Origin of the sequence: Marinobacter sp. F4216, from assembly GCF_019931195.1 — a bacterium.
Lineage (GTDB): Bacteria > Pseudomonadota > Gammaproteobacteria > Pseudomonadales > Oleiphilaceae > Marinobacter > Marinobacter suaedae.
Genome location: NZ_JAIOUO010000004.1, coordinates 85,246 through 104,915, shown reverse-complemented (window position 1 = coordinate 104,915; position 19,670 = coordinate 85,246). Strand labels below are relative to the sequence as shown.

General features: G+C 58.3%; 16 protein-coding genes. 12 read left to right on the top strand and 4 right to left on the bottom strand.

The window, feature by feature from the left end; genetic code table 11:
• Positions 1-7 precede the first annotated feature (7 nt).
• The 8 genes from K8I84_RS09890 (at position 8) to K8I84_RS09855 (ending at position 7,702) form a co-directional block, all read left to right on the top strand.
• Complete coding sequence (locus K8I84_RS09890) at positions 8-301, top strand: hypothetical protein (protein WP_223794595.1); 294 nt, start codon at positions 8-10, stop codon at positions 299-301.
• Between the two features lie 52 nt (positions 302-353).
• Positions 354-1,019, top strand: coding sequence for a MotA/TolQ/ExbB proton channel family protein (locus tag K8I84_RS09885; protein ID WP_223794594.1), 666 nt, complete (start codon positions 354-356; stop codon positions 1,017-1,019).
• A gap of 19 nt (positions 1,020-1,038) precedes the next feature.
• A complete protein-coding gene (locus tag K8I84_RS09880) occupies positions 1,039-1,566 on the top strand; it encodes an ExbD/TolR family protein (protein WP_223794593.1) in 528 nt (175 codons plus the stop codon).
• Entirely contained in the window at positions 1,563-2,066 is a 504-nt protein-coding gene (locus K8I84_RS09875) for an ExbD/TolR family protein (protein WP_223794592.1), read from the top strand. Before K8I84_RS09880 ends, K8I84_RS09875 begins: the two co-directional genes overlap by 4 nt.
• Before the next feature lie 12 nt (positions 2,067-2,078).
• A complete protein-coding gene (locus tag K8I84_RS09870; protein ID WP_223794591.1) occupies positions 2,079-3,020 on the top strand; it encodes an AgmX/PglI C-terminal domain-containing protein in 942 nt (313 codons plus the stop codon).
• Positions 3,021-3,092: 72 nt separating this feature from the next.
• On the top strand, positions 3,093-6,011 hold the full coding sequence (locus K8I84_RS09865) for a hypothetical protein (RefSeq protein WP_223794590.1): 2,919 nt from the start codon (positions 3,093-3,095) through the stop codon (positions 6,009-6,011).
• A 20-nt stretch (positions 6,012-6,031) separates the two neighbouring features.
• Positions 6,032-6,709, top strand: a complete 678-nt coding sequence (locus K8I84_RS09860) for a hypothetical protein (protein WP_223794589.1) — start codon at positions 6,032-6,034, stop codon at positions 6,707-6,709.
• Positions 6,710-6,823: 114 nt separating this feature from the next.
• Positions 6,824-7,702 carry a choline/ethanolamine kinase family protein gene (locus K8I84_RS09855; RefSeq protein WP_223794588.1) on the top strand — a complete coding sequence of 293 codons (879 nt, stop codon included), beginning with the start codon at positions 6,824-6,826 and terminating at the stop codon, positions 7,700-7,702.
• Between the two features lie 21 nt (positions 7,703-7,723).
• On the opposite strand, the gene K8I84_RS09850 is transcribed toward K8I84_RS09855, so the two are convergent.
• Positions 7,724-8,323, bottom strand: coding sequence for an exopolysaccharide biosynthesis protein (locus K8I84_RS09850; RefSeq protein ID WP_223794587.1), 600 nt, complete (start codon positions 8,321-8,323; stop codon positions 7,724-7,726).
• Positions 8,324-8,625: 302 nt separating this feature from the next.
• Here K8I84_RS09850 and K8I84_RS16930 point away from each other — a divergent pair, with 302 nt between their 5' ends.
• Genes K8I84_RS16930 through K8I84_RS09835 form a run of 4 tightly spaced genes read left to right on the top strand, consistent with a single transcriptional unit; the run spans position 8,626 to position 15,211 of the window.
• Positions 8,626-8,748 carry a hypothetical protein gene (locus tag K8I84_RS16930; protein WP_263283077.1) on the top strand — a complete coding sequence of 41 codons (123 nt, stop codon included), beginning with the start codon at positions 8,626-8,628 and terminating at the stop codon, positions 8,746-8,748.
• A gap of 48 nt (positions 8,749-8,796) precedes the next feature.
• Positions 8,797-13,254, top strand: a complete 4,458-nt coding sequence (locus K8I84_RS09845) for a hypothetical protein (RefSeq protein ID WP_223794586.1) — start codon at positions 8,797-8,799, stop codon at positions 13,252-13,254.
• A 13-nt stretch (positions 13,255-13,267) separates the two neighbouring features.
• Positions 13,268-13,507, top strand: coding sequence for a hypothetical protein (locus K8I84_RS09840; RefSeq protein WP_223794585.1), 240 nt, complete (start codon positions 13,268-13,270; stop codon positions 13,505-13,507).
• A gap of 36 nt (positions 13,508-13,543) precedes the next feature.
• Entirely contained in the window at positions 13,544-15,211 is a 1,668-nt protein-coding gene (locus K8I84_RS09835; protein ID WP_223794584.1) for an Ig-like domain-containing protein, read from the top strand.
• Positions 15,212-15,363: 152 nt separating this feature from the next.
• Here the strand turns inward: K8I84_RS09835 and K8I84_RS09830 are convergent, their stop codons facing one another.
• The 3 genes from K8I84_RS09830 to K8I84_RS09820 all read right to left on the bottom strand — a co-directional run bounded on the left by K8I84_RS09830 (position 15,364) and on the right by K8I84_RS09820 (position 19,597).
• Positions 15,364-17,010, bottom strand: a complete 1,647-nt coding sequence (locus tag K8I84_RS09830) for a sialidase family protein (protein WP_223794583.1) — start codon at positions 17,008-17,010, stop codon at positions 15,364-15,366.
• 308 nt (positions 17,011-17,318) lie between these two features.
• Positions 17,319-17,975: a class I SAM-dependent methyltransferase gene (locus K8I84_RS09825; protein WP_223794582.1), complete on the bottom strand. Its 657-nt coding sequence runs from the start codon at positions 17,973-17,975 to the stop codon at positions 17,319-17,321.
• 47 nt (positions 17,976-18,022) lie between these two features.
• A complete protein-coding gene (locus K8I84_RS09820) occupies positions 18,023-19,597 on the bottom strand; it encodes a fatty acyl-CoA reductase (RefSeq protein ID WP_223794581.1) in 1,575 nt (524 codons plus the stop codon).
• Positions 19,598-19,670 lie beyond the last annotated feature (73 nt).

Below are 19,670 nucleotides of genomic sequence, written 5' to 3'. Positions count from 1 at the left end.
GAACACTATGGCCAACGTCCGTTTTCGTTTCCTCGCTTTCACTGCCGCACTGGCCGCCTCATCAGGCGTCTGGGGACAGGAAGGTATTGACCTGGAGAGCACCTTTGTCGGGGACAAAGAGCAGCCGTCGGTCAGTTATTTCATTCCATGGAAGCCACCGGAAGGACCCGAGCGGCTCTACCGATCAATCACTTCGGTCTCAGGCCGGGTGTTTGAGGTAGTGGACCGGGACATTCACTCAAGAACCATGAAGTTCTACGACGAACTTTCACTGGAAGCGCCAGACGGCTCGACCAAGTAAACCAATAACCAAACCGAATAACTCGTTTTAGCGACGTGTGTGGAGTAGCAAGATGAATTTTTACACAAGCATTGTTTCTTTCTTCCAGGAAGGTGGCGCGTTCATGTTCCCGATCGCGCTGGTGCTGATGATCGGCCTCGCCATTGCCGTTGAGCGCTGGTTCTTCCTCAAGCGCGCTTACATGGCCAACAAGAGTGCCTATGGTGAGCTGCTGCCCCTGATGAAGGAACACAAGTTCGACGAGGCTGAAAAAGTGGCCCAGGATAACAGCTCTGCCATTGGCCGCCTGATCGCCGTGGCTATCGACACCATGCGCTCCTCGCCCCGTCGTGACGACATCCACGCCGCCATGCAGGAAGGTGTGATGGAAAACATCCCCCGTCTGTCCAAGCGCACCAACTATCTGTCGATCCTGGCCAACGTATCCACCCTGCTGGGGCTGCTGGGTACCATCATCGGTCTGATCGCTGCGTTTACCGCGGTTGCCAACGCCGATCCGGCGGATAAGGCCACACTGCTGTCCCAGTCCATCTCGGTAGCCATGAACACCACCGCATTCGGTCTGATTGCTGCGATTCCGCTGCTGCTGATCCACTCTCTGCTGCAGAACAAGACCCTGGAAATCGTCGAGAGCATCGAAATGGCCGGCGTGAAGGCACTGAACACCATCGTCCGTAACAACCGGAACCTCGTTAACACCCGTGAAAGCGACGCCTGATCGCAGCAGGTAATTCGTTATGTTTTCCAAACGAAGAGAAATGGAAGAGGCGGATATCGACATCACGGCGTTCATGAACCTCATGATCGTACTGGTGCCGGTCCTGCTGATGAGTATGGTGTTCAACCATATCTCCATTCTAGAGCTCAACCTGCCGGACCTGACCGGGGCGCAGACCGCCAGTGCCGAAGAAAACCGGCAACTGGAAGTGGTGATTCGCGAGTCGGGCATCGAGGTGTACTACCCCAGTGGCAACCTGGTGAAAACCATTGCCAAGAAGGAAGCCACCGACGAGAAGGACGCCCGTCACGACTTCAATCAGCTGTCGGAAGTCCTGCAGGAAATCAAACGCCGCCTGAACGCCAAGAACATCGCCAAGAAAGACGTTCTGTTGATGTCTGAGCCGGGCGTGAGCTATCAGTCCCTGGTCTCCACCATGGATACTGTTCGTTCCGCCAAGACCGTGGTCGTGGCTGAGGCTGTTGAAGTCGAGCTGTTCCCGGACATCTCCCTGGGTGATGCCCCGAAGAAGGGAGGTAAGTCATGAGCCAGCGACTGACATCCTTTGGCCTGCGGGGTAACCGCGAACTGTTTCCAAAGCCGGCCAAGCTGAACCTGGTGTCCCTGATGGACATCTTCACCATCCTGGTGTTCTTCCTGCTGCTGAACTCCGGCAGCAACGAGATCCTGAAGGTGAACGACGTCGAACTGCCGGACTCCACGGCGGAAGAGCGTCCGAAGGAGACCACCGTGGTCACCATCACCGAGGAGGACATCCTGGTGGACGGTCGACCCGTGGCGACCATCGAGGAGGTGGTTGCGTCCAACGGACTGATCGACGGGTTGATGGAAGAGCTGCGCTTCCAGGCCGCTAAGCGCACCGAGCTGACCGAGCGTGAGACATCACTCGGCCGGGCGGTGACCATTCTGGGTGACCAGGAAATTCCGTACGAGCTCCTGAAGCGGGTGATGCTGACCTGTGCCAAGGCAGATTACCGGGATCTCTCCATGGCTGTGTCCCGGGTTTCCGGTTCCAGCGGCGCCTGACGGAGGGAAAGAATGACAGCAATAACAGCACAACCGTACGACTTCGAGCTGCCCTGGGATGCAACTGGTGAAGAAGACAGCCGCTTCAAACGCATACTCAAGCGCGCCTTGCTGCTGCTTCTCCTGCTCCTGGTCGTGTTTCCCTGGCTGCCCCTGCCGGAAATCGAGCGGGAGGAAAAAGAGCGCGTACCTCCGAGCCTGGCCAAGGTGTTGATCGAGCAGCGCAAGGTGGCTCCGCCACCGCCGCCGCCCGAACCGGTCAAGCAGGAAGAGGCCAAGCCTGAAGCCCAGAAAAAGGAAGCGGCTCCGAAACCGGCCCCGGCCAAAGAAGTGAAAAAGGCCAGGGAAAAGGTTTCCAAGATGGGCGTCGCCGCGTTCTCCAATGAACTGGCGTCACTGCGCAGTTCATTGGATGTGGCCAAGTTGCAGGCCAAGAACACCAACGTGAAGACCGGGGCAGCCGCCAAGGCCGCACGTTCAGTTCTGGGTGCATCCTCGGCCACCAAGACCAGTGGCGGCGTGAGCAGCTCGGTGATGAACGACTCCGGCAGCGGTACCCAGCTGGCGGCACACAGTTCAACCGCAGTTGAAAGCCCGATCGGCGGCGGCACCGGTGCCGGAGGCGGCGGTACGGGCGGCGGTTCCAAGAGCTCCACCGTGGCTGGTGGTCGCGACATGGAATCCATCCGTCGTGTATTCGAGCAACACAAAGGTGCGATTTACGCCCTGTATAACCGTGCATTGCGTAGCGATCCGAGCCTGAAAGGCAAGTTCGTGTTCCATATCGTGATCGAACCCAGTGGCAGCATCTCCAGCATCAAGCTGGTGGAAAGTCAGCTGGGCGACAAGAAGCTGGAGCTGAAACTGCTGGCCCGTATCCAGATGATTTCCTTCGGTCCGGAGGATGTCGCGGCAACGCCGGTGAATTACAAGTTTGACTTTATGCCTGGATAACGGAACCGAAAGACCAGGCTGAGCGTCTGGTCTTTACGTTCCCGGTAGTGCGGGTAGTAGGGGATGAGAATCATGAAGACAATTCAACGTAAGGTCAGCAGCCTGATGCTGGCCGGGCTGGTATCGGTAAGCCTGAGCGGTTGCTTTGAGGGCGAGCTGAGCAGTAATGACCAGGATATCCTTGCGGATCAGCCTTTCGCCTATGTGGTGAGAGACTATCCGGAGATGGGAGAAGTGTCTTCGGCCAATGAGCGACCGCCCCTCGACCCGCGCGCACCCTATGCTTTCGAGCCGGGTGCCCAGCTGATGGTCCGTGACCGCATCGCGCTCAGCTCGGAAGAGCGCGATGTGCTGACCCGTTACTTCGGCAGCAGTGGTTATGACGTCAAGGACTTGGACGTATCGCCGGATGGCGAGCGAATGGTCTTTGCCGCCCATGGCCCGGCCGGTAACGCCGCCCACAGCAGCTGGAATATCTACGAATACACCTTCGCCACCGGAAAGGTCCGTCGTATCCTTGCGGACGACGATCTGGCCAACCTGGGCCATGACACCAACCCGGCCTACACCAACGAAGGCACCATTATTTTCTCGTCCTCCCGGCAACATGCCCGGGGTGACTGGCGCCTGCTGGATCTTCGCGAATACCTGGAAGACTTCAGCGAACCGGCATCCCTGCTGCACTCGGTCAAGCCTGATGGCAGCGACCTGATTCAGATTACCTTCGGCGCATACCACGATATCGAGCCAAGCACGATGAATGACGGACAGATCGTCTTCATTCGTTTTGGCCGTATCTACGAAACCCTCGAGGACTGCACCACCGCCGACATTGACGACCCGGACTTCAACCAGCAGACCAATGGTAACGGCTTTGGTCAGGGTAATGGCAGCAGCTTCCCGTCCGGTCTGGAAGAGCCCAAAGAGTGGAACGAACAGGATAAGTGCGTACTGTCTCTGGAGGGTGATACCGGTGAGCGTGTCTTTGTCGAAGACGTGCTCAGTCTCTACCGCATTACCCCGAGCGGCGGTAATGTGCACCGCTATTTCGGTAGCCTCAATGAAGAGTTCAGCGATGCCTCGTTCATCCACTACATGGATCCGATCCCGCTGGATGACGGAAACCTGCTGACTGTGATGCGCCACGTCTACAACCCGATTTACGGCGGTGATGTGGTCACCATCAACAGCCAGAATTTCTTCGCGGTCGGCCAGCCGGTTGCCGACAGCGTAGTGGGCGAAGCAGAAGAGTCCATGACTCCGGGGGTGGTCAACTTCTACCCCAACCAGGTGTCTCCGTCCGGCTGGTACAGTGCCGTGGCTCCTTACGGTGATGGCTCTGGTCGACTGCTGGCCAGCTGGTCCCAGTGTCTGACCAAGCAAGATGCGATCACTGACGTGTGTGAAGGCTCGTCCACCGTAGACAACCTCAGTGCGCCTCAGTACGGCATCTGGATGCTGGATCCGAACCAGAACACCCGCTTGCCGGTGGTCCGCAGCTACAAGCGTGCCCTGTACACCGACGTGGTTATCGCGGATGAAAACGAATTGGCCCGCCCCTACACCGGCGACAAGCACAATCTGAATCTGGAAGAAAACACCGCCGTGTTCAGTATTCGCAGCATCTACGATCTGGACGGTGCGGACATGGCCGAGCAGTTCGATGGCGGTATCGAAACCCGTCGTGATCCTTCATTGACCCGTCCGGACGATCGTTCCGAGCGCTTCATCCGCGTACTGGGCAAGCGTGAGATTCCACCTGAACTGGAACAGGCCATCCTTGCCGACGAGACCTACAACCCGAATGACGGTGTTCGTGAGAATCTGTACCTGTGGCCTCTGTTGGGTACTGACAATAAGCGTGCCCTGTACGATGTGCTGTCTTACTCCATGGTAGAGCCAGACGGCTCAGCCATGGTCAAGGTGCCGGCGGATACCAGCTTTACCTTCGAAGTGGTCAACAAGTATGGCAAGCGGGTGAACCTGATTGCCGAAGACAACTACAACTACAACTATCTGATCCAGCATCCCCAGTCCCTGCTGTTGGAAAATGGCCAGGTGTTGAAGTGCTACGGCTGTCACGATCCTGAGATCGACATTCCACACGCACGGACCGATGTCGAACTGGCATCCGCCAACCCGGGTGCACCGGGCGACGCCATGCCGTTCCCGAACGCTAACCCGCAGATCCTGGCGGCGAACTGGAAGGACACCATGGCCGAGGCGCTGGTAAATTCCCTGGGTACTCTGGTCTCTACGGGAGCGGACACCCAGAGGTATGAAGATTACTGGAGCAATCCGCCCGATGACTCCCTGGCGTTCCAGAACACCTATGCAGAGCTGGATACTCCGGCACCGGTGAATGACCCGTCGTGCTTGACCGATTGGACACCGGACTGCAAGGCCACCATCAACTATCTGGAGCACATCCAGCCGATCTGGGAGGTGTGCCGCACCAATCCGAACGACGGTTCCGTCAACTCCTGCCAGAACTGCCACCGGGCTGCAGAAACTAAATCCTGCGCAGCAGGTGGTGGCTCCAGTGGCGCCAGCAACGGACTTCGGCTTGGTCGCAACAATGCTTCCTGGGATCCGCGCTTTATCGAATCCTATGTCGAACTGTTCGAGGCAGACTACTATCTGCGGGAAACCTCAACCGGAGACTGGGTCGAGGTGGACGAGACCAACCTGGCCACCGAGTGTCCGGAAGGTGTGGATGGGGATTTGACCATACTGCCGGAGCCGGGCATTTGCTTTACCCGTCGTCTGATGAGTGCCCGCGGCGCCATCGCCAGCGCCCGCTTCTTCAGCCTGTTCGACAACGATCCGGATGACGATGCGTACGAAGTGGAAACCTCGGAAACCGCGGCAATCCGTCAGAGCCACAAAGGCATGCTGACCGATGCCGAACTGCGTCTGATTGCCGAGTGGCTGGATTCCGGGGCCCACATGTACAACGAGCCGGACAAATTCGAGTTCCCGACGCCGTAAGATTAGGAAGGAAAGACACAGTGAACGTTGCGACGGAGCAGGCAGATACCATCAATCTGGACTCCCTGAATCTCCCCAGCTTTGACCTTCAGCGTCAGGGCTGGGAAATTCCCCCCCGGGAAGAATGGCGAGTAGAAGGCAAATTCCGGCAGACCTTTCTGCGGAAGAAAACCAGCACCCTGTTCCGGCGTTTCAACGGGCATTACCTCGCCATCACGACCCACCGCCGCAAGAAAGAACTGCCTGAGACGGTTCTGGACCTGACATTTGTGGAGCCACAGCCCCGGGAAGTGAAGAACTACCAGCTCAAACTGTGGTTCGCGGCCGCCTGCCTGCTGACGATTCCCGCTGCCATCTACTCGCTGGTGCCGTCATCGCCAGTCTGGTTGCTGGCGCCGGTCGTACTGGCGCTCGTGCTGATGTTGCTGGCGTGGCGCTGGCGGAACCACTACTTTGAGTTCACCGCGCTGAACAGCGATGTGGTCCTGTTCAGGGTGGATGCGCTCACCAATGATGAGGCGCACGTCACCGCGTTTGTCGATGCATTGTGCAAAGGCATTCTCCGGGGACAGAATCAGTTGCCCGAAGGCAAGGGGCGCATTCCGCTGGCCGTCGCAGAAATGCGCCGGCTATCCAGGGAAGGCCTCATCTCTCACGACGACTACGAAGCCATCAAGCAAAGGTGGTTTCGGCTTTAAGCCGTTTGCTGTGCTTCCCTGAGTCATTCAGGCAGAATCCAGAAGGCGTGATCCCGGGCTTCCGTTTTGTTCCCGGGCGCCGGTAACCCTCGAATTTCTGCCTGAAGCGATGCCATGCCCCAGCCTTCAACTGACATTGTGCCAGCAGACTGGCCAACCTGGAGCACACCCGAACCCCGGGTGATCCGCCCGCTGCCCGGCGGGCTGACCAACCGCAGTTACTTGCTGGCTGCTGGCGACCGTCGGCTGGTACTGCGCCTCAATACCCGTGACAGCGCTGCTCTCGATATCGACCGTGCAGCAGAAGCCGAGGCGCTGGGCCGTGCCACCAGAGCCGAGCTGTGTGCGCCTGTGGTTCATAACGATCCGCAGCATCGTTACCTGGTCACTGAATTTATCGAAGGCGACACCTGCCAGCCGGATGACCCCAGGCACCTGGACTTGCTGGCCGACCTCACCGCAGACATCCATGCCTTGCCTGCCGTTCGGGCACATCTCCAGTGCCAGGACAAAGCCGACACTTACTGGCAGGCTATCGATCCTGCTGCCGCTGTTTATGGTGACCTGCTCAGCCTCGGAGACAGGGTGAGTGATCACCTTGCTGCTGCCGAAGCGCTCTGCGAAAAACGGACGCTTTGCCACAATGATCTGGTTGCCGGGAATCTGGTACTGAGTGGGCCGGAGACGCTCTGGGCCATCGACTGGGAATACGCCGCCATGGGGGATCCCTTCTTCGATATTGCGTTGATTGTCGAAGAACACTGCCTGGATGAAAACCAGCAATCCCGGTTTCTGGAAGGCTATTTACGGCGGCCGGTGACGGCCCCTGATCTGGAGCGGCTTCAGCATGGGCGGGTGGTATACCGATACCTGAGCCTGCTGTGGTATGCCGTTCGTCTCACTCGCTATGGGCAGCATCAGCCCGAAACCGAAGCGATCGTCTCGGAAGGTATTACAGCCCTGAACGGATTCCTTCAGGACAGCCGTCGCTGATCCCGGGTTGCCTTGCTGGTCTCACAGACCCATTAGGCCGGAAATAACCATCCACAGAGTTCCGCCGGTAAACAGAATACCGAGCAGGGCAAACAGGCCATCGTCGGCCACCAGGGCGATACCGAAAAGCGTCAGCGCCAGTCCGCCGCCATTGGCGCTGAAGGGCACCAGTTCCATGGCCGGCAAGGCAGCCGCAACCAGCATGCAGATCAGTGCCGTCAGATAGCGGCCGGGCCCGCGCACCAGCCATGTCAGTCGCTGGCTGGTCCAGCGATCAATGAAGCGAGCCGGCTTTTCAATCCAGTCCAGACCCTTTGTCAGTTTATGTCGCTCAATTTTGCGCCGGGATAGATGGGAGGGAATCCAGATGCTCTGTTGTTGAAACGGCAGTTGAACGAGCGTCAGCAGTACCAGAAGCCCGAGCAGGGTAGGGACACCGGGCAGGTCGCCAACCAGTGGCGCCAGGGTCAGCAGGCCAGCGATCAACACCACTGGCCCGAACGACCGCTGCCCCACGGCATCCAGCACATCGCCGATGGAAACCTGTTGCTGGCCCCGGGTGTTTGCCCGGAGAAGATTCAGCACGTCAGTCAGGCTGGCTGGCGATTGGCTCCGGGCCATGGGGCGACATTCCTCGTTGCACTGGCATGCATGGAAGCTTAGCGCGACAACCGTATTCAGTCATTGGGGGGCAATTGGTGAACCTGAGATCACTCATTTGCATCAAAGGTTTCAGGCACTCAGGGGTGACGCGCTTCACAGTAATTCCGGGCATGACGGGAATCATGTCGCCTTTTAAAGCACAATGAGAGGCCTACTACGCGGTACCCACTTGTGAAAATACTTGCCTCCTGTTGCAGCAGTCTGGTGGAGGTGGCTCCGGCGACTCGTCTGCCAACACCAGCAACACAGGAAATACGACGGTGGAGAAGTCCTTCACCGTCAGCCTGGCGAATGTGGAAGTGGCCAGAACCGCCGATGGCATGCCGGTGATGCTGGAAACCAGCGATATTCAAAGTGGCGGCACGGTGACCATCCGTCAGTAAGCGCAACCTACTCTGTTGATCAGAGGCTTGGAAGGAAGGAAACGAAGTATGAAGTTGCAGTCAGGGAAGGCCTTCAGCCTGCTCGTTCTGGGCATGGTGATGACCACGTTCGCCCACGCATCCTCTATCACCTCCTACGGACTTGGCGGTTTGCTCTCCAGCACTCCGGCCGACGCGGGTGCTCACATCACGGGCGACAAGCGCATTTTCGCCCAGGCACTCAACCCGGCCATGCCTGGCTTCGTGGTGGAAAACGGCAGCAACCAATGGGCCTACGTTGGCAGCGATGGCAACGCCACCAGCAACGTGGTGGCCAGGGCCATTGAGATTGACGGTGAGCCGGCGCTGCTGGGGATACCCGGCGAAGTGGGGTCCTTTACCATCGGTTCTGGCAATACCATCGAGGATGTGATCACCGAACGGGCTTACTACCGCCCGGCGATTTTCCTGCAGGTGCGCGACCCCTCGGTCACAGCTGGCGTATCGGTGGTTCCGCTGGCGCCGCTGATGAAGGGCAACACCTTTAAATTTGTGGTGCGCACCACGCCAGGCTTTGAGGACGCGGATCTGGAAGGCGTCACCGTCGATTACTTTGTCGCCGAGGAAGGCTGGCACCGACTGGCCGACGGCCGTGTACTGCTGGTCTCTTCCACCGAACTGAAAGACACCGACTTTGCCGGCAAGAGCTTTGAGCTCGGGGCCAGCTTTACCGACGCCACCACCGTGGTGCAGCTGCAGCGGCCGCTGTTGAAGCGTCTGAGCGAGGGCAATTTCAACGGCGTTTCCGCCGGTTCCCTGTATATGGGAGCCACTCTGGTAAACGGCTCTGACAGCTTCAGCAGCCTGACCCTGCGCCTGATGCAGGATGCCGATACCGAGGCTGCCGCCTCTGGCAAGGTGCTCGCCGGCCGTGTGGGCTTCATGGTATTGGGCAACGTCACCAGCATGGATCGGGGCTTCCAGATTGAGCGGATCGGCATCAGCATCCGCCATGGCGCCCCATTCGTGGCGGATTTGAGCTATTTCCACAACCGCTACCACGGTGCTGCAACCAGCCCGCTGCTGAACAAGTCCGGCTGCGGCGCGGACGACAATGTCGATGATTTCTGTGTGTTTATGACGCCACCGGTGGATACCTTCAGCCGGGGCCTCTTCAACACCCCCCGCCTGCCTTATGTGGACGCTGACTTCGAGCCCATGCAGCTGGTGCGAAGCTACTGGATGGACAAGGAAGACGCCGAGTGGGGGAGTGAGTCTCATCCCCATTTTGATTACTGGCGTGACGAGGTGGCTACCTCGCTGCTTGCTCCTGACAATCAGTACACCGGCGGAAAAATCCGGGGTGCGCTGGCGCGCATGCACGCCAATATTAACGTGGCCCGGGGCTGGGACCTTTTTATTCCCCGGTCTTACTGGTACCTGTGGCTTACCGTCAATCACTACGATACCTGCCTGTTTGACGGTGTCTCCACCGCCTGTACCGATTTTGCAGTGACTGACCCCACTATTCTGGGGGGCGACAATCTGGCCTGGGAAATCGCCCACTGGATGTCGGATGTAAATGATACCAATGCCACCTATAGTTCTGATGCTGGTTCGCACGCGTTCTTCCTTGACGGCACCAGCATCAGTCAGAAGATATTTAGTGATGCCGACTGGTCATTAGTCGACTCACAGACCTGGCAGCAACGCATCCAGCCGCCTGCGTGGGCAGCCGACCGGCTTGCCAGCTACCTGAATTACGATCTTCCGGACCAGATTCGCTATGGCGTAATGCGGAGAGGCCTTTCGAATTTGGTAATGAACGCTCAATGGTTCCCAGATGCCCACAACTGGGACATCTGGCAGATCCAGGCCAGCACGATTGGCTACCACGGAACCGAAAAATATCACGGAGCAGAAGACGACTACTCCAGTTATCACCTGGGCTTCTTTTTACTACCTCACTCCAAAAATAACGCATATTGGCAGGCAACCCGGATTTTACCCAAAGCCGCACCGCTGACAGGCCTGTTGCGACCGGACGACTACCTGTTCGCCAATGTGCCCTGGGGCGTGGAAGCCACCGATTACCGCTGGGTGCGCTCGGATAGTGCCGACGGCAGCAACCCCATCACCGTCGCGAGCAACGAGTTTGGCTACCAGGCCACCTTCGCGGACCAGGGGCAGTGGCTGGCTTTTTGTATGACCCCCGGCAATGAGGAGAACTGCTCCAAGTGGTATCAGGTTTCTGTCGCCCCGGTAGCAACCGATGTGAAGATTCTGTCTCTGCAGCCGGTGCCCATCAGCGGCGACATTCTCGCCGGTTCCTACAGTTTCTACGATGCCAATGACAACCAGCCCGTTAGCACTCACCAGTGGCAAAGCCGCGTGAGCGGTGGCAGTTGGGTGGACATTACGGGTGCGACCGAGAATACCTTTGAAGGCGCCATGGCCGTCGGCACGGATATTCGCTACTGCGTCACGCCAGCCACGCTGGAAGTCTTCGGCGAAACCGTCTGCTCAGCCCACCTCACGTACGATGATGATTTCGATGGTGACGGTGTGGCCAATAGCCAGGACTGGGACGACGACGGTGATAACAAAGCCGATGGCTTCGATGCCTTCCCGTTCGACCCAACCGAGTGGCTGGACACCGACGGCGACGGCATTGGCAACAACACCGATACCGATGACGACAACGACGGCCTGAGCGACATCGAAGAGACCACCCTGGGCGAGGACGGTTTCATCACCGACCCGCTGGACAGCAATACCGATGGTGATGCCTTCCTCGACGGCGAAGACCCCAGCCCCAACGATGAGCTGAACCGCGACTGGGCCGACACCGATGGTGACGGCACCCACGATGGCGATGATCTGGATATCGATGGCGACGGCGTGGACAACGCCGCCGACGAAGCGCCGTTTGTGGCCTGTACCAGCACCGCCATCACCGTCACCAGCAACGCCGACAGTGGCGCCGGTACCCTGCGCGAGGCCATGGCCAACCTGTGTGCCAACGATCAGTTCTCGGACCTGAACGTGATCAGCTTCGACGGGCCCATGACCATCACACTGGAAAGCCCTCTGCTGGTCACCAAGGGCATGAAGATCGACGGCAACCGTGCGGTCACCATTGACGGCAATGGCACCGGCGAGCTGTTCCGGGTGGTGATGCCCGAGCACCTGCCGGGTACCCAGTTCCTGCATCTGTCCGGTCTGACGCTGACCGGTGGGTCTATCGATTACGCCAGCCTGGATCTGGACCCGAACAACCTGGTTGGCGCTGGCAGCGCGGTGAACATTGCCAATGGCCGCTGGGCACTCATCGAATTCTCATTGATGGTGGACAATACCGCACCGGCCCTTGGCTCAGAACTCGGCAGCTATACGCTGGAGAACAGCGTGCTGGCCCGGACCTCGGGCGACTTCCCGGCCATCGACATGGCCGACGGCCGCCTGCAGCTGTTCAGCAGCACCGTGGTGGATCACCCGGGCGGCTCGCTCCGTGTACAGGGCGAAGGGACGGCTGATCTGTACAACAGCCTGATCCTTCATGGCTCAACCGGGACGGCTTCCTGCGAGGTCACCACCTGGACCCGACGGGAATACAGCTGGGTGGAAGACAGCGCCTGCGGCGTCACCTCCTCTGGCTGGGTGTACCTGGCCGACCCCGACTACAACGACTTCCGCCCGGTGCCTGGCAGCGCCACCATCGACGCCGGCTTTATGGGTGATCCGGACGGTCACACCCTCGACTTCCTCGGCAACGAGCGCATTGACGGTATCTACAACCCGGACCATCCGGACGGCCCGCTCTACAAAGAGCTGGACATCGGCGCCATCGAGTACGACCCCTTCGGTGACTTTGATGCCGATGGTACGGCAGATCCAGACGATGCCTTCCCGTTTGACCCGACCGAGATCGCCGACACGGACGACGACGGCGTGGGCGACAACGCCGATGCCTTCCCGAACGATCCGGACGAATCCGTGGACACCGACGGTGACACCATCGGCAATAACGCTGACACCGATGATGACAATGACGGTGTGGACGATGGCGCCGATGCCTTCCCGCTGGATGATACCGAATGGGCCGACGCTGACGGCGATTCCATTGGCGACAACGCCGACACCGATGATGACAACAACGGGGTCATGGATGCGGTGGACCAGATCAGCATCGCCAGCACTGAATCCGATGGCTCTCAAACTCCGACCATGACCTTCACCTCTGGAGATGGCGAACAGGTGGTCCTGGCCTTCGCCCTGACCAGCACTGAAACCGGCAACGAGGTGCGCTCCTTTACCCTGGCCGCCGGCGGCGATCTGGACCCGGCCAACGATATCGCTCAAGTTCGGCTGTATCGGGACGATAACCAGGACGGCATCGCCGATGCCGATGAGCTGCAGGAAGAAAGCACGTTCGAACTGGCCGGCGGCCTGCTCACGCTGACACTGACCGAAGCCTGGCCACTGCCGGTGGGCGAGACCCGCTTCCTGGTGACCTATGAGTTCTGAGGGAGACACATTCATGAACAACGTTAAAACCGCTCTGACGATCACCGGCCTGGCACTCGCACTCGTGGGTTGTGGGGGCGGTGGCTCCGGCGACTCGCCGGCCAATACCAGCAACACAGGAAATACGACGGTGGAGAAGTCCTTCACCGTCAGCCTGGCGAATGTGGAAGTGGCCAGAACCGCCGATGGCATGCCGGTGATGCTGGAAACCAGCGATATTCAAAGTGGCGGCACGGTGACCATCCGTCAGTAAGTGCCGTTCATAAGTTTTATCAGAGGATTGGAAGGTATGAAGCAGTCTCTTGTTCTCGGCTCGGTCGTGGTTTTTGCACTGGCCGGTTGTGGTGGCGGAAGTAGCGATGGCGGTGACCAGGAAGGCGCATCTTCGGATGCAGGCATTGCGGTAGTTGCCACCTCACCGGCCAGCGATGCGTCAGAAGCCAACCGTTCAGCCCCGGTAACGGCCACCTTCAACAAAGACGTGTTTGCCACAACGGTATCGGACACCAGCTTTACTCTGGCGTCGGACTCTCCGATTGATGGCACGGTCACCTTTGATGCGCTGACCAACACGGCAACCTTCACGCCCGCTGAAGCGCTGGCTATGTTGACCACCTATTCAGCGACACTCAGTACCGACATCACCGACCTGTCAGGCGACCCTCTGAACGCGAGCTACAACTGGAGCTTCACTACCGCAGACGGCACCCTGAGCGCTGCGGCCGAATCGGTGCAAAGCGATAGCAGTGTCAGTGTGAACAAGCCGAGGATTGCTTATTCCGATGACGGTCAAGCGATATCCGTTTGGTATGAAATGAATTTGTCGACGTTTAAGACGCAAGTTCTGGCGAGTCACTACACCGCCGGTGGCGGCTGGGGGACACCGTTCCTGTTGCAGACTGATCCAGAGGTTAATGGGGCAGACCCGCAGCTGGCCAGCGACGGGGCAGGCAATGCGATCGCTATATGGCGAGAGGCTGGCACAGAAGTGTGGGCCAGTCGTTATATCAGTGCGACGGATACCTGGGAAGCCCCTGAAAACATCGGGGCTGCAGCTGACTGGGTCGGAGATTTTTCGATCGACCTTAACGCTGACGGTGCCGCGGTAGCAATATGGGGTCAGCGAATGGATCTTGTTACCAGCATTGAGGGAAACGCATACAAACCGGGAGTTGGCTGGGGTAGCGCGGAGCCCATCGAGATTGGCGACGATAACGCTTACGGACCAGAAGTTGCCGTGGACGAAAGCGGCAACGCCATTGCCGTGTGGACACAGAAGGATGGCACCCAGTTCAGCATGTACTCGAACCGGTTTTCGGCGGAGACAGGTTGGGGCGGGGCTACCCTGATCGAGAGCCTGGAGACTGGCGCTTCCAACCCCATATACAACCCACAACTCGCCATGGATGGCAGTGGCAACGCGCTTGTTGTCTGGGTACACAATAACGGGACGTCTACCGATCTCTGGTTCAACCGTTTCGACGTCAATACCGGCTGGCAGGGCGAGGCACTTCTGGAGACACATGAGCCAGCTGCCGAATCTCCGGTATTGACTATGAACAACAGCGGAACAGCGATGGTTATCTGGGCGAAGGAAGATCCATCTTCCAAATTTTTGGGTTTTGCCAGCCGGGTTTACACTCCGGATGCAGGCTGGGGCGTGGAAGAAACGTTCGATTACTCGGCCGCCGACTTCGATGAGCCTAGCTTAGTTATCGATGATCGTGGGCATGTCTTGTTTGTCTGGTCCTATGACGATGGCACAAACAGCAATCTCTGGTTCAACCGATACCGCGCCACCACCGGCTGGACGAGCGCCACCGAATTGAATCGTCTTGGAGATGATTACGGAGATTTCAGCCCACAGTTGGCACTGAAAAGTGATGGTGAGGCGATGTTGATTTTCGCCAGTGAATCACTCGATGTGCGGGAACTCTGGACACGTTTGTTTAACTGAACAGAGGGATGTCAGGCATCGGCCAGTCCCTGGTACTGGGCGGCCTCGCCCTAGCAGGCTGTGGTGGCACACTAACGATTAGCCAATAGATTGCGGTAACCAGATTCAACAAAAAAGCCCCGAGAATATCGGGGCTTTTTTGACAGTCACCGTTAGTAGACGATGGGAATCGAGCTGTAGTTATCCTGGGACATAACGCCCTCGTCCACATTCACCAGGGGGCTCCAGGTTTTTCCGTTATCGGTGCTGACGCTGCTGCTGAAGGCGGCCAGGGTGTCGCGCCAGACAACTAACCAGTTCCCGTCTCGATCCGTCGTGATCCTGGGGTATTCATCCCTGTCTGCACCATCCATAGCCGCGTCGCTGTTCAAAGTGGCCACGCTGCTCCAGTTCGCTCCGAGGTCACTGGAGCTGGCGACAAAGATATCAATGTCCGTTCCCGCCGTACCATCCAGGTCCTCGTCGGATTGCCACAAGACCACCACGTTACCGGCATTATCCATGGCCACCTGAGGCCTCCTATCACTATTTGATCCGACGCCATCCGTTGCAGCATTGTCGTTAACCACAGCCGAGGTCGTCCACGTGTGACCGGCGTCGGAAGAGCGTGCGACAAAAATATCGTTGTCCGTACCGACGGTGCCGCCCAGATCATTATTACTTTGCCACACAACGATCGCGTTTCCGCTGGCATCCATCGCCAGCGAGGGCCACCCATCCGATGCGCTGCCATCGGATGCAGCACGGGAATCCAGGGCCGCCCGAGGGCTCCAGGTTTCGCCATTGTCAGAGGAGTAGCTGTACAGAATGTCGTAATCCGCGCCGATGGTGTCGTTCAGGTCATCGCCGCTGTACCACACGACCAACCAATTATCGCCACCGTCATTGGCAATCATCGGAACGGAATCAATGTAGGATTCAACACTTGACGCCAGCTCCGTCTGAGCGGACCAGGTGGCACCGTTATCGTCAGAAATGGCATAGAGGATATCGTCGCCGGTGCCGCCGTCGGCGTTCGGCCCAGACCACACAACGATCCAGCGCCCTTCTCCGTTCGTGGCAATACTGGGGTCTTCGTCATCAATTGAATCCGTCTCTGCCAGACTGTTGACGGCAACCAGATCACTCCAGGTCGCGCCATCGTCATTGGACGTTTTAAAGATGATATCAATCTCAGAGCCGTACCCCGGAATCGCTTCTCCGCCCCAGACCACGATAATGTTGCCTTTGCCGTCGGAAGCACCATCACCGTCGTAATGATAGACGTCTCCGTTGGTAAGACCCAGGACATCAAAAGTCGTGGCGCCGTTCCAGCTTGCACCGGAGTCTGTTGAGGTGTTGCTGTACAGGTTGTAGTCGCCAAAAACGATCAGCATGTCGTGCTTGCGGCCGACGGCCACGGTGGGATCACTGTCCACACTCTCTTTGTTGCCAGCGCCGTCCGTGTAGGAGGCCGTCACTGTAATCAGGGCATCGACGTCTTCATAGGTCAGTGTGTAGGTGCTGGAGGTCGCTCCCAGGTCCACGCCATCGCGCTTCCACCGGTAGGTCACTGTGCCCATGCCGTCGGCGTCGGTGAGGTTATGGGAAGCTGTCAGTAACTCCCGCTCCGCGACGGTACCCGAGATTGAGACAGTGCCGATAGGTGCCGAGTTCGGGGTATCGTCACCCCCACTTCCGCCACCACCACAGGCAGTCAGGGTGGCCAATAATCCGAACAGGGGTAAGTGCAGGGTATTCACGCGGAGATACTTCGTTAGTTTCAAGGCAGCCTCTTTCACATTCATCAGTTCGTTCATCAGGGCAAAACCTGCTCCCACGAAAATGGCGGAGACGGTCCTTTTGAGTCGGTTCGTACTGGATCACGATCGACGCCCACTTGGCCCGGGGATGCCAAGCTTGGCGTCTGGCGACGCGTCGGTAGGCAGTCCGTGACAACAACGTGTGAGGGGCCGAGCATCCAGGTCAATCCCATAGACACCCGGGGCACACGTTCACGTCTGGTGAGTATGACCGATAGCGGCTAATTCCGGCGAGAAAGGGCGCAGAAAACTACAGGATTTTACGAAGATTTACGTCCCTGAAAAAAATAGCCTCGCAGCGGTCCTCAGGCCAGGCGCTGCCCCAGCATGGAGGTGTAGGCATTGATGCCCAGGAAGGGCGTGTGCTTGAGGTCCCGCATCTTCAGTCCGGCCTGTTCCATGTAGTGCTGGTAGTCATAGACCGGGTGAATGGCCGCGCCGGTGGTTGCCCAGAAAATCAGGATGGCGGTGTACCAGTAGGCGTTCTTGAACAGCTTGGCCAGTGGGTTGCCCTGGGGGTAAGCGAAGTCGCTGATGACGATGTAGCCGTCTTTCCGAGCTAGCTTTTTGAGGTGTTCGAGTACCTCCGGAATCATCTCACGCGGGAACAGGTTAAAGAAGAAGTTGCCAGTCACCATGTCGTATTCGCCGAATTCTTCCACTTTGAAGATGTCGGCGTGGATGATGCGTACGTCCAGGTTCTTGCCTGTCTTTTCCACAGCTTCCCGGAACTTGTTGAGCATGGCTTCGGACAGGTCCACCACGGTGACCCTGGCGCCCCGCTCGGCGGCGTAGATGGCTTCTTTGCCGTGCCCGACGCCTGCGAACAGCACTTTGTCACCCGGCTTCAGCCACGGGTCTTCCAGCATGCTGCACTTGCACTTGTAGATGGAGTTGCCGGCAAAGACCCAGCTCAACGCATCATAAACCGGGCCCATCAGCCAGTATTTGTCCTTGGTCATTCTGTTAACGCTCTTTTTATTGTTCCAGGAAGTGTCGTCTCTTGCGATCAAGCCGGGGTGGTGTCTGCCACTTCTTCGCTGACCGTCGTTGTCTCTGCAGGGCTTGGCGTCGGCACTTTTCGATCTTCCAGCCCGTATTGGTTAAGACCGGCCACGTGAATCTCCGTGAAGTATTCTTTCCAGTCGATCAGTGCTGCATCCACTGGGAACAGGCTCTTGTCCACTTCGCCCATCCGTGCGGCCAGCGCCATCAGGCGGTCACTGCTGAAGACGTAGGTGGGGCTGGTGTAGGTGCTGTAGATTTTCGTCAGTTTGAGGGTGGTCTCCACGGCCTCAAGGGTCTTCGATTTATTGCCGGCGGTGCGCAAACGCAACCGATCCGTTACGGTGAATACGCCCCGCAGTACCTGAATCAGGGCAACGAACAGGTGCTTGTTCACCAGTTTCATGTTCTTTCTGGGGCCTTTGCGGGTCAGGCGCGGGTACTTTTGCCAGTTGTCCTTCACTTCGCCGCAGATGGTGGGCACGTAGTCACGGACGATCAGGGGATTCTGGGTGCCGCTGCAGCTCTGGTAGATACGGGAGTGGCCCGGCTCCAGCAGTGCTTCTGCCACGCTCAGGATGGTCGCATTGGCCACCAGATCGGCTGGAATGATATCGACAACCCCGGCTTTGCGGCCGGGGAACAGGGATACCTTGCCCCGTGCATAGGCCAGCAGGATGGCGTCGGTCACTTTAACGCCCTCAATCCAGCCGGGCTTCGGGCCTTGCAGGCAGCTTTCGATGACGGACGGCCGAACGATGGTAAGGGTTTTACCCTTCAAACGATTGAGGAGAATCTGCTCGCCAAGCCATTTGGTGAACGTGTAAGTGTCGCCCCAGCCGTACCGGTGGGCTTCGTGCTGGCCAAGTTCTGTCAGGGCTTCGGCAAGGGCCTCCGGATCCTGGATGCGGCGCTTCAAGTCATTGCATTTGTGTCGCAGCGTCACCAGGGTACTTTCCACGGCGAAATGGCCATTGGCATCACGGGGAATCAAGCCTGAGGTCGGCGCGGAGACCTTTTCTGCAATGTTGCCGCGGTTGTAGCCGTTCACGTAGCAGGTGGAAATTTGTATGACCGGAACCTGTCCAGCGTCCTCAGCAAAATCCGCGAGGTTATGCAGGCACATGGCATTGATGGTGATTGCGGTGTCCAGTGCTTCGCGGAAATTCACGGATGCGGCTGAATTGATAATCACGTCGACGGATTGGGCCAGTGCCTCGTAAGCCTCGTCTTCCAGGCCAAAACGGTGCTGGGTAATCTCTCCGCCCACGCACTGAAGGCGGTTATCCAGAAAGGCGCTCAGGCGTGCCGGGTCGGTTTCGCGCAGGTGATCGAATACAGAGGAGGTGGCCACCTCAGCGTGGAAACGGGCCTTGGCGCAGGGGTATTTTCGGTTGCCGCGAATCAGCAGCACCAGCCCGCCCAGATCGGGCACCTCCCGAATCAGCTTTTCCAGTATGACCTTGCCCAGAAATCCAGTGGTGCCCGTCAACAGAATGCGCTTGCCGGCCAGCGCGGCGCGCGTGAGAGAGTGCTCTGGTGACGACTGGTGTTGTGACTGGCTCGGCTGTGCTGTCATGAGTAAGTGCCCAATCCTTGTTGGCTTAGAAAATCGATCAAAACCCGAGAGTAACCATTTGCTGGCGCCAAAG

What these genes read in the sequence shown, in the direction of transcription:
- K8I84_RS09890 (WP_223794595.1), top strand. Translation starts at nt 8, where the DNA reads ATGGCCAACGTCCGTTTTCGTTTCCTCGCTTTCACTGCCGCACTGGCC.
- K8I84_RS09885 (WP_223794594.1), top strand. Translation starts at nt 354, where the DNA reads ATGAATTTTTACACAAGCATTGTTTCTTTCTTCCAGGAAGGTGGCGCG.
- K8I84_RS09880 (WP_223794593.1), top strand. Translation starts at nt 1,039, where the DNA reads ATGTTTTCCAAACGAAGAGAAATGGAAGAGGCGGATATCGACATCACG.
- K8I84_RS09875 (WP_223794592.1), top strand. Translation starts at nt 1,563, where the DNA reads ATGAGCCAGCGACTGACATCCTTTGGCCTGCGGGGTAACCGCGAACTG.
- K8I84_RS09870 (WP_223794591.1), top strand. Translation starts at nt 2,079, where the DNA reads ATGACAGCAATAACAGCACAACCGTACGACTTCGAGCTGCCCTGGGAT.
- K8I84_RS09865 (WP_223794590.1), top strand. Translation starts at nt 3,093, where the DNA reads ATGAAGACAATTCAACGTAAGGTCAGCAGCCTGATGCTGGCCGGGCTG.
- K8I84_RS09855 (WP_223794588.1), top strand. Translation starts at nt 6,824, where the DNA reads ATGCCCCAGCCTTCAACTGACATTGTGCCAGCAGACTGGCCAACCTGG.
- K8I84_RS09850 (WP_223794587.1), bottom strand. Translation starts at nt 8,323, where the DNA reads ATGGCCCGGAGCCAATCGCCAGCCAGCCTGACTGACGTGCTGAATCTT.
- K8I84_RS09845 (WP_223794586.1), top strand. Translation starts at nt 8,797, where the DNA reads ATGAAGTTGCAGTCAGGGAAGGCCTTCAGCCTGCTCGTTCTGGGCATG.
- K8I84_RS09840 (WP_223794585.1), top strand. Translation starts at nt 13,268, where the DNA reads ATGAACAACGTTAAAACCGCTCTGACGATCACCGGCCTGGCACTCGCA.
- K8I84_RS09835 (WP_223794584.1), top strand. Translation starts at nt 13,544, where the DNA reads ATGAAGCAGTCTCTTGTTCTCGGCTCGGTCGTGGTTTTTGCACTGGCC.
- K8I84_RS09830 (WP_223794583.1), bottom strand. Translation starts at nt 17,010, where the DNA reads ATGAACGAACTGATGAATGTGAAAGAGGCTGCCTTGAAACTAACGAAG.
- K8I84_RS09825 (WP_223794582.1), bottom strand. Translation starts at nt 17,975, where the DNA reads ATGACCAAGGACAAATACTGGCTGATGGGCCCGGTTTATGATGCGTTG.
- K8I84_RS09820 (WP_223794581.1), bottom strand. Translation starts at nt 19,597, where the DNA reads ATGACAGCACAGCCGAGCCAGTCACAACACCAGTCGTCACCAGAGCAC.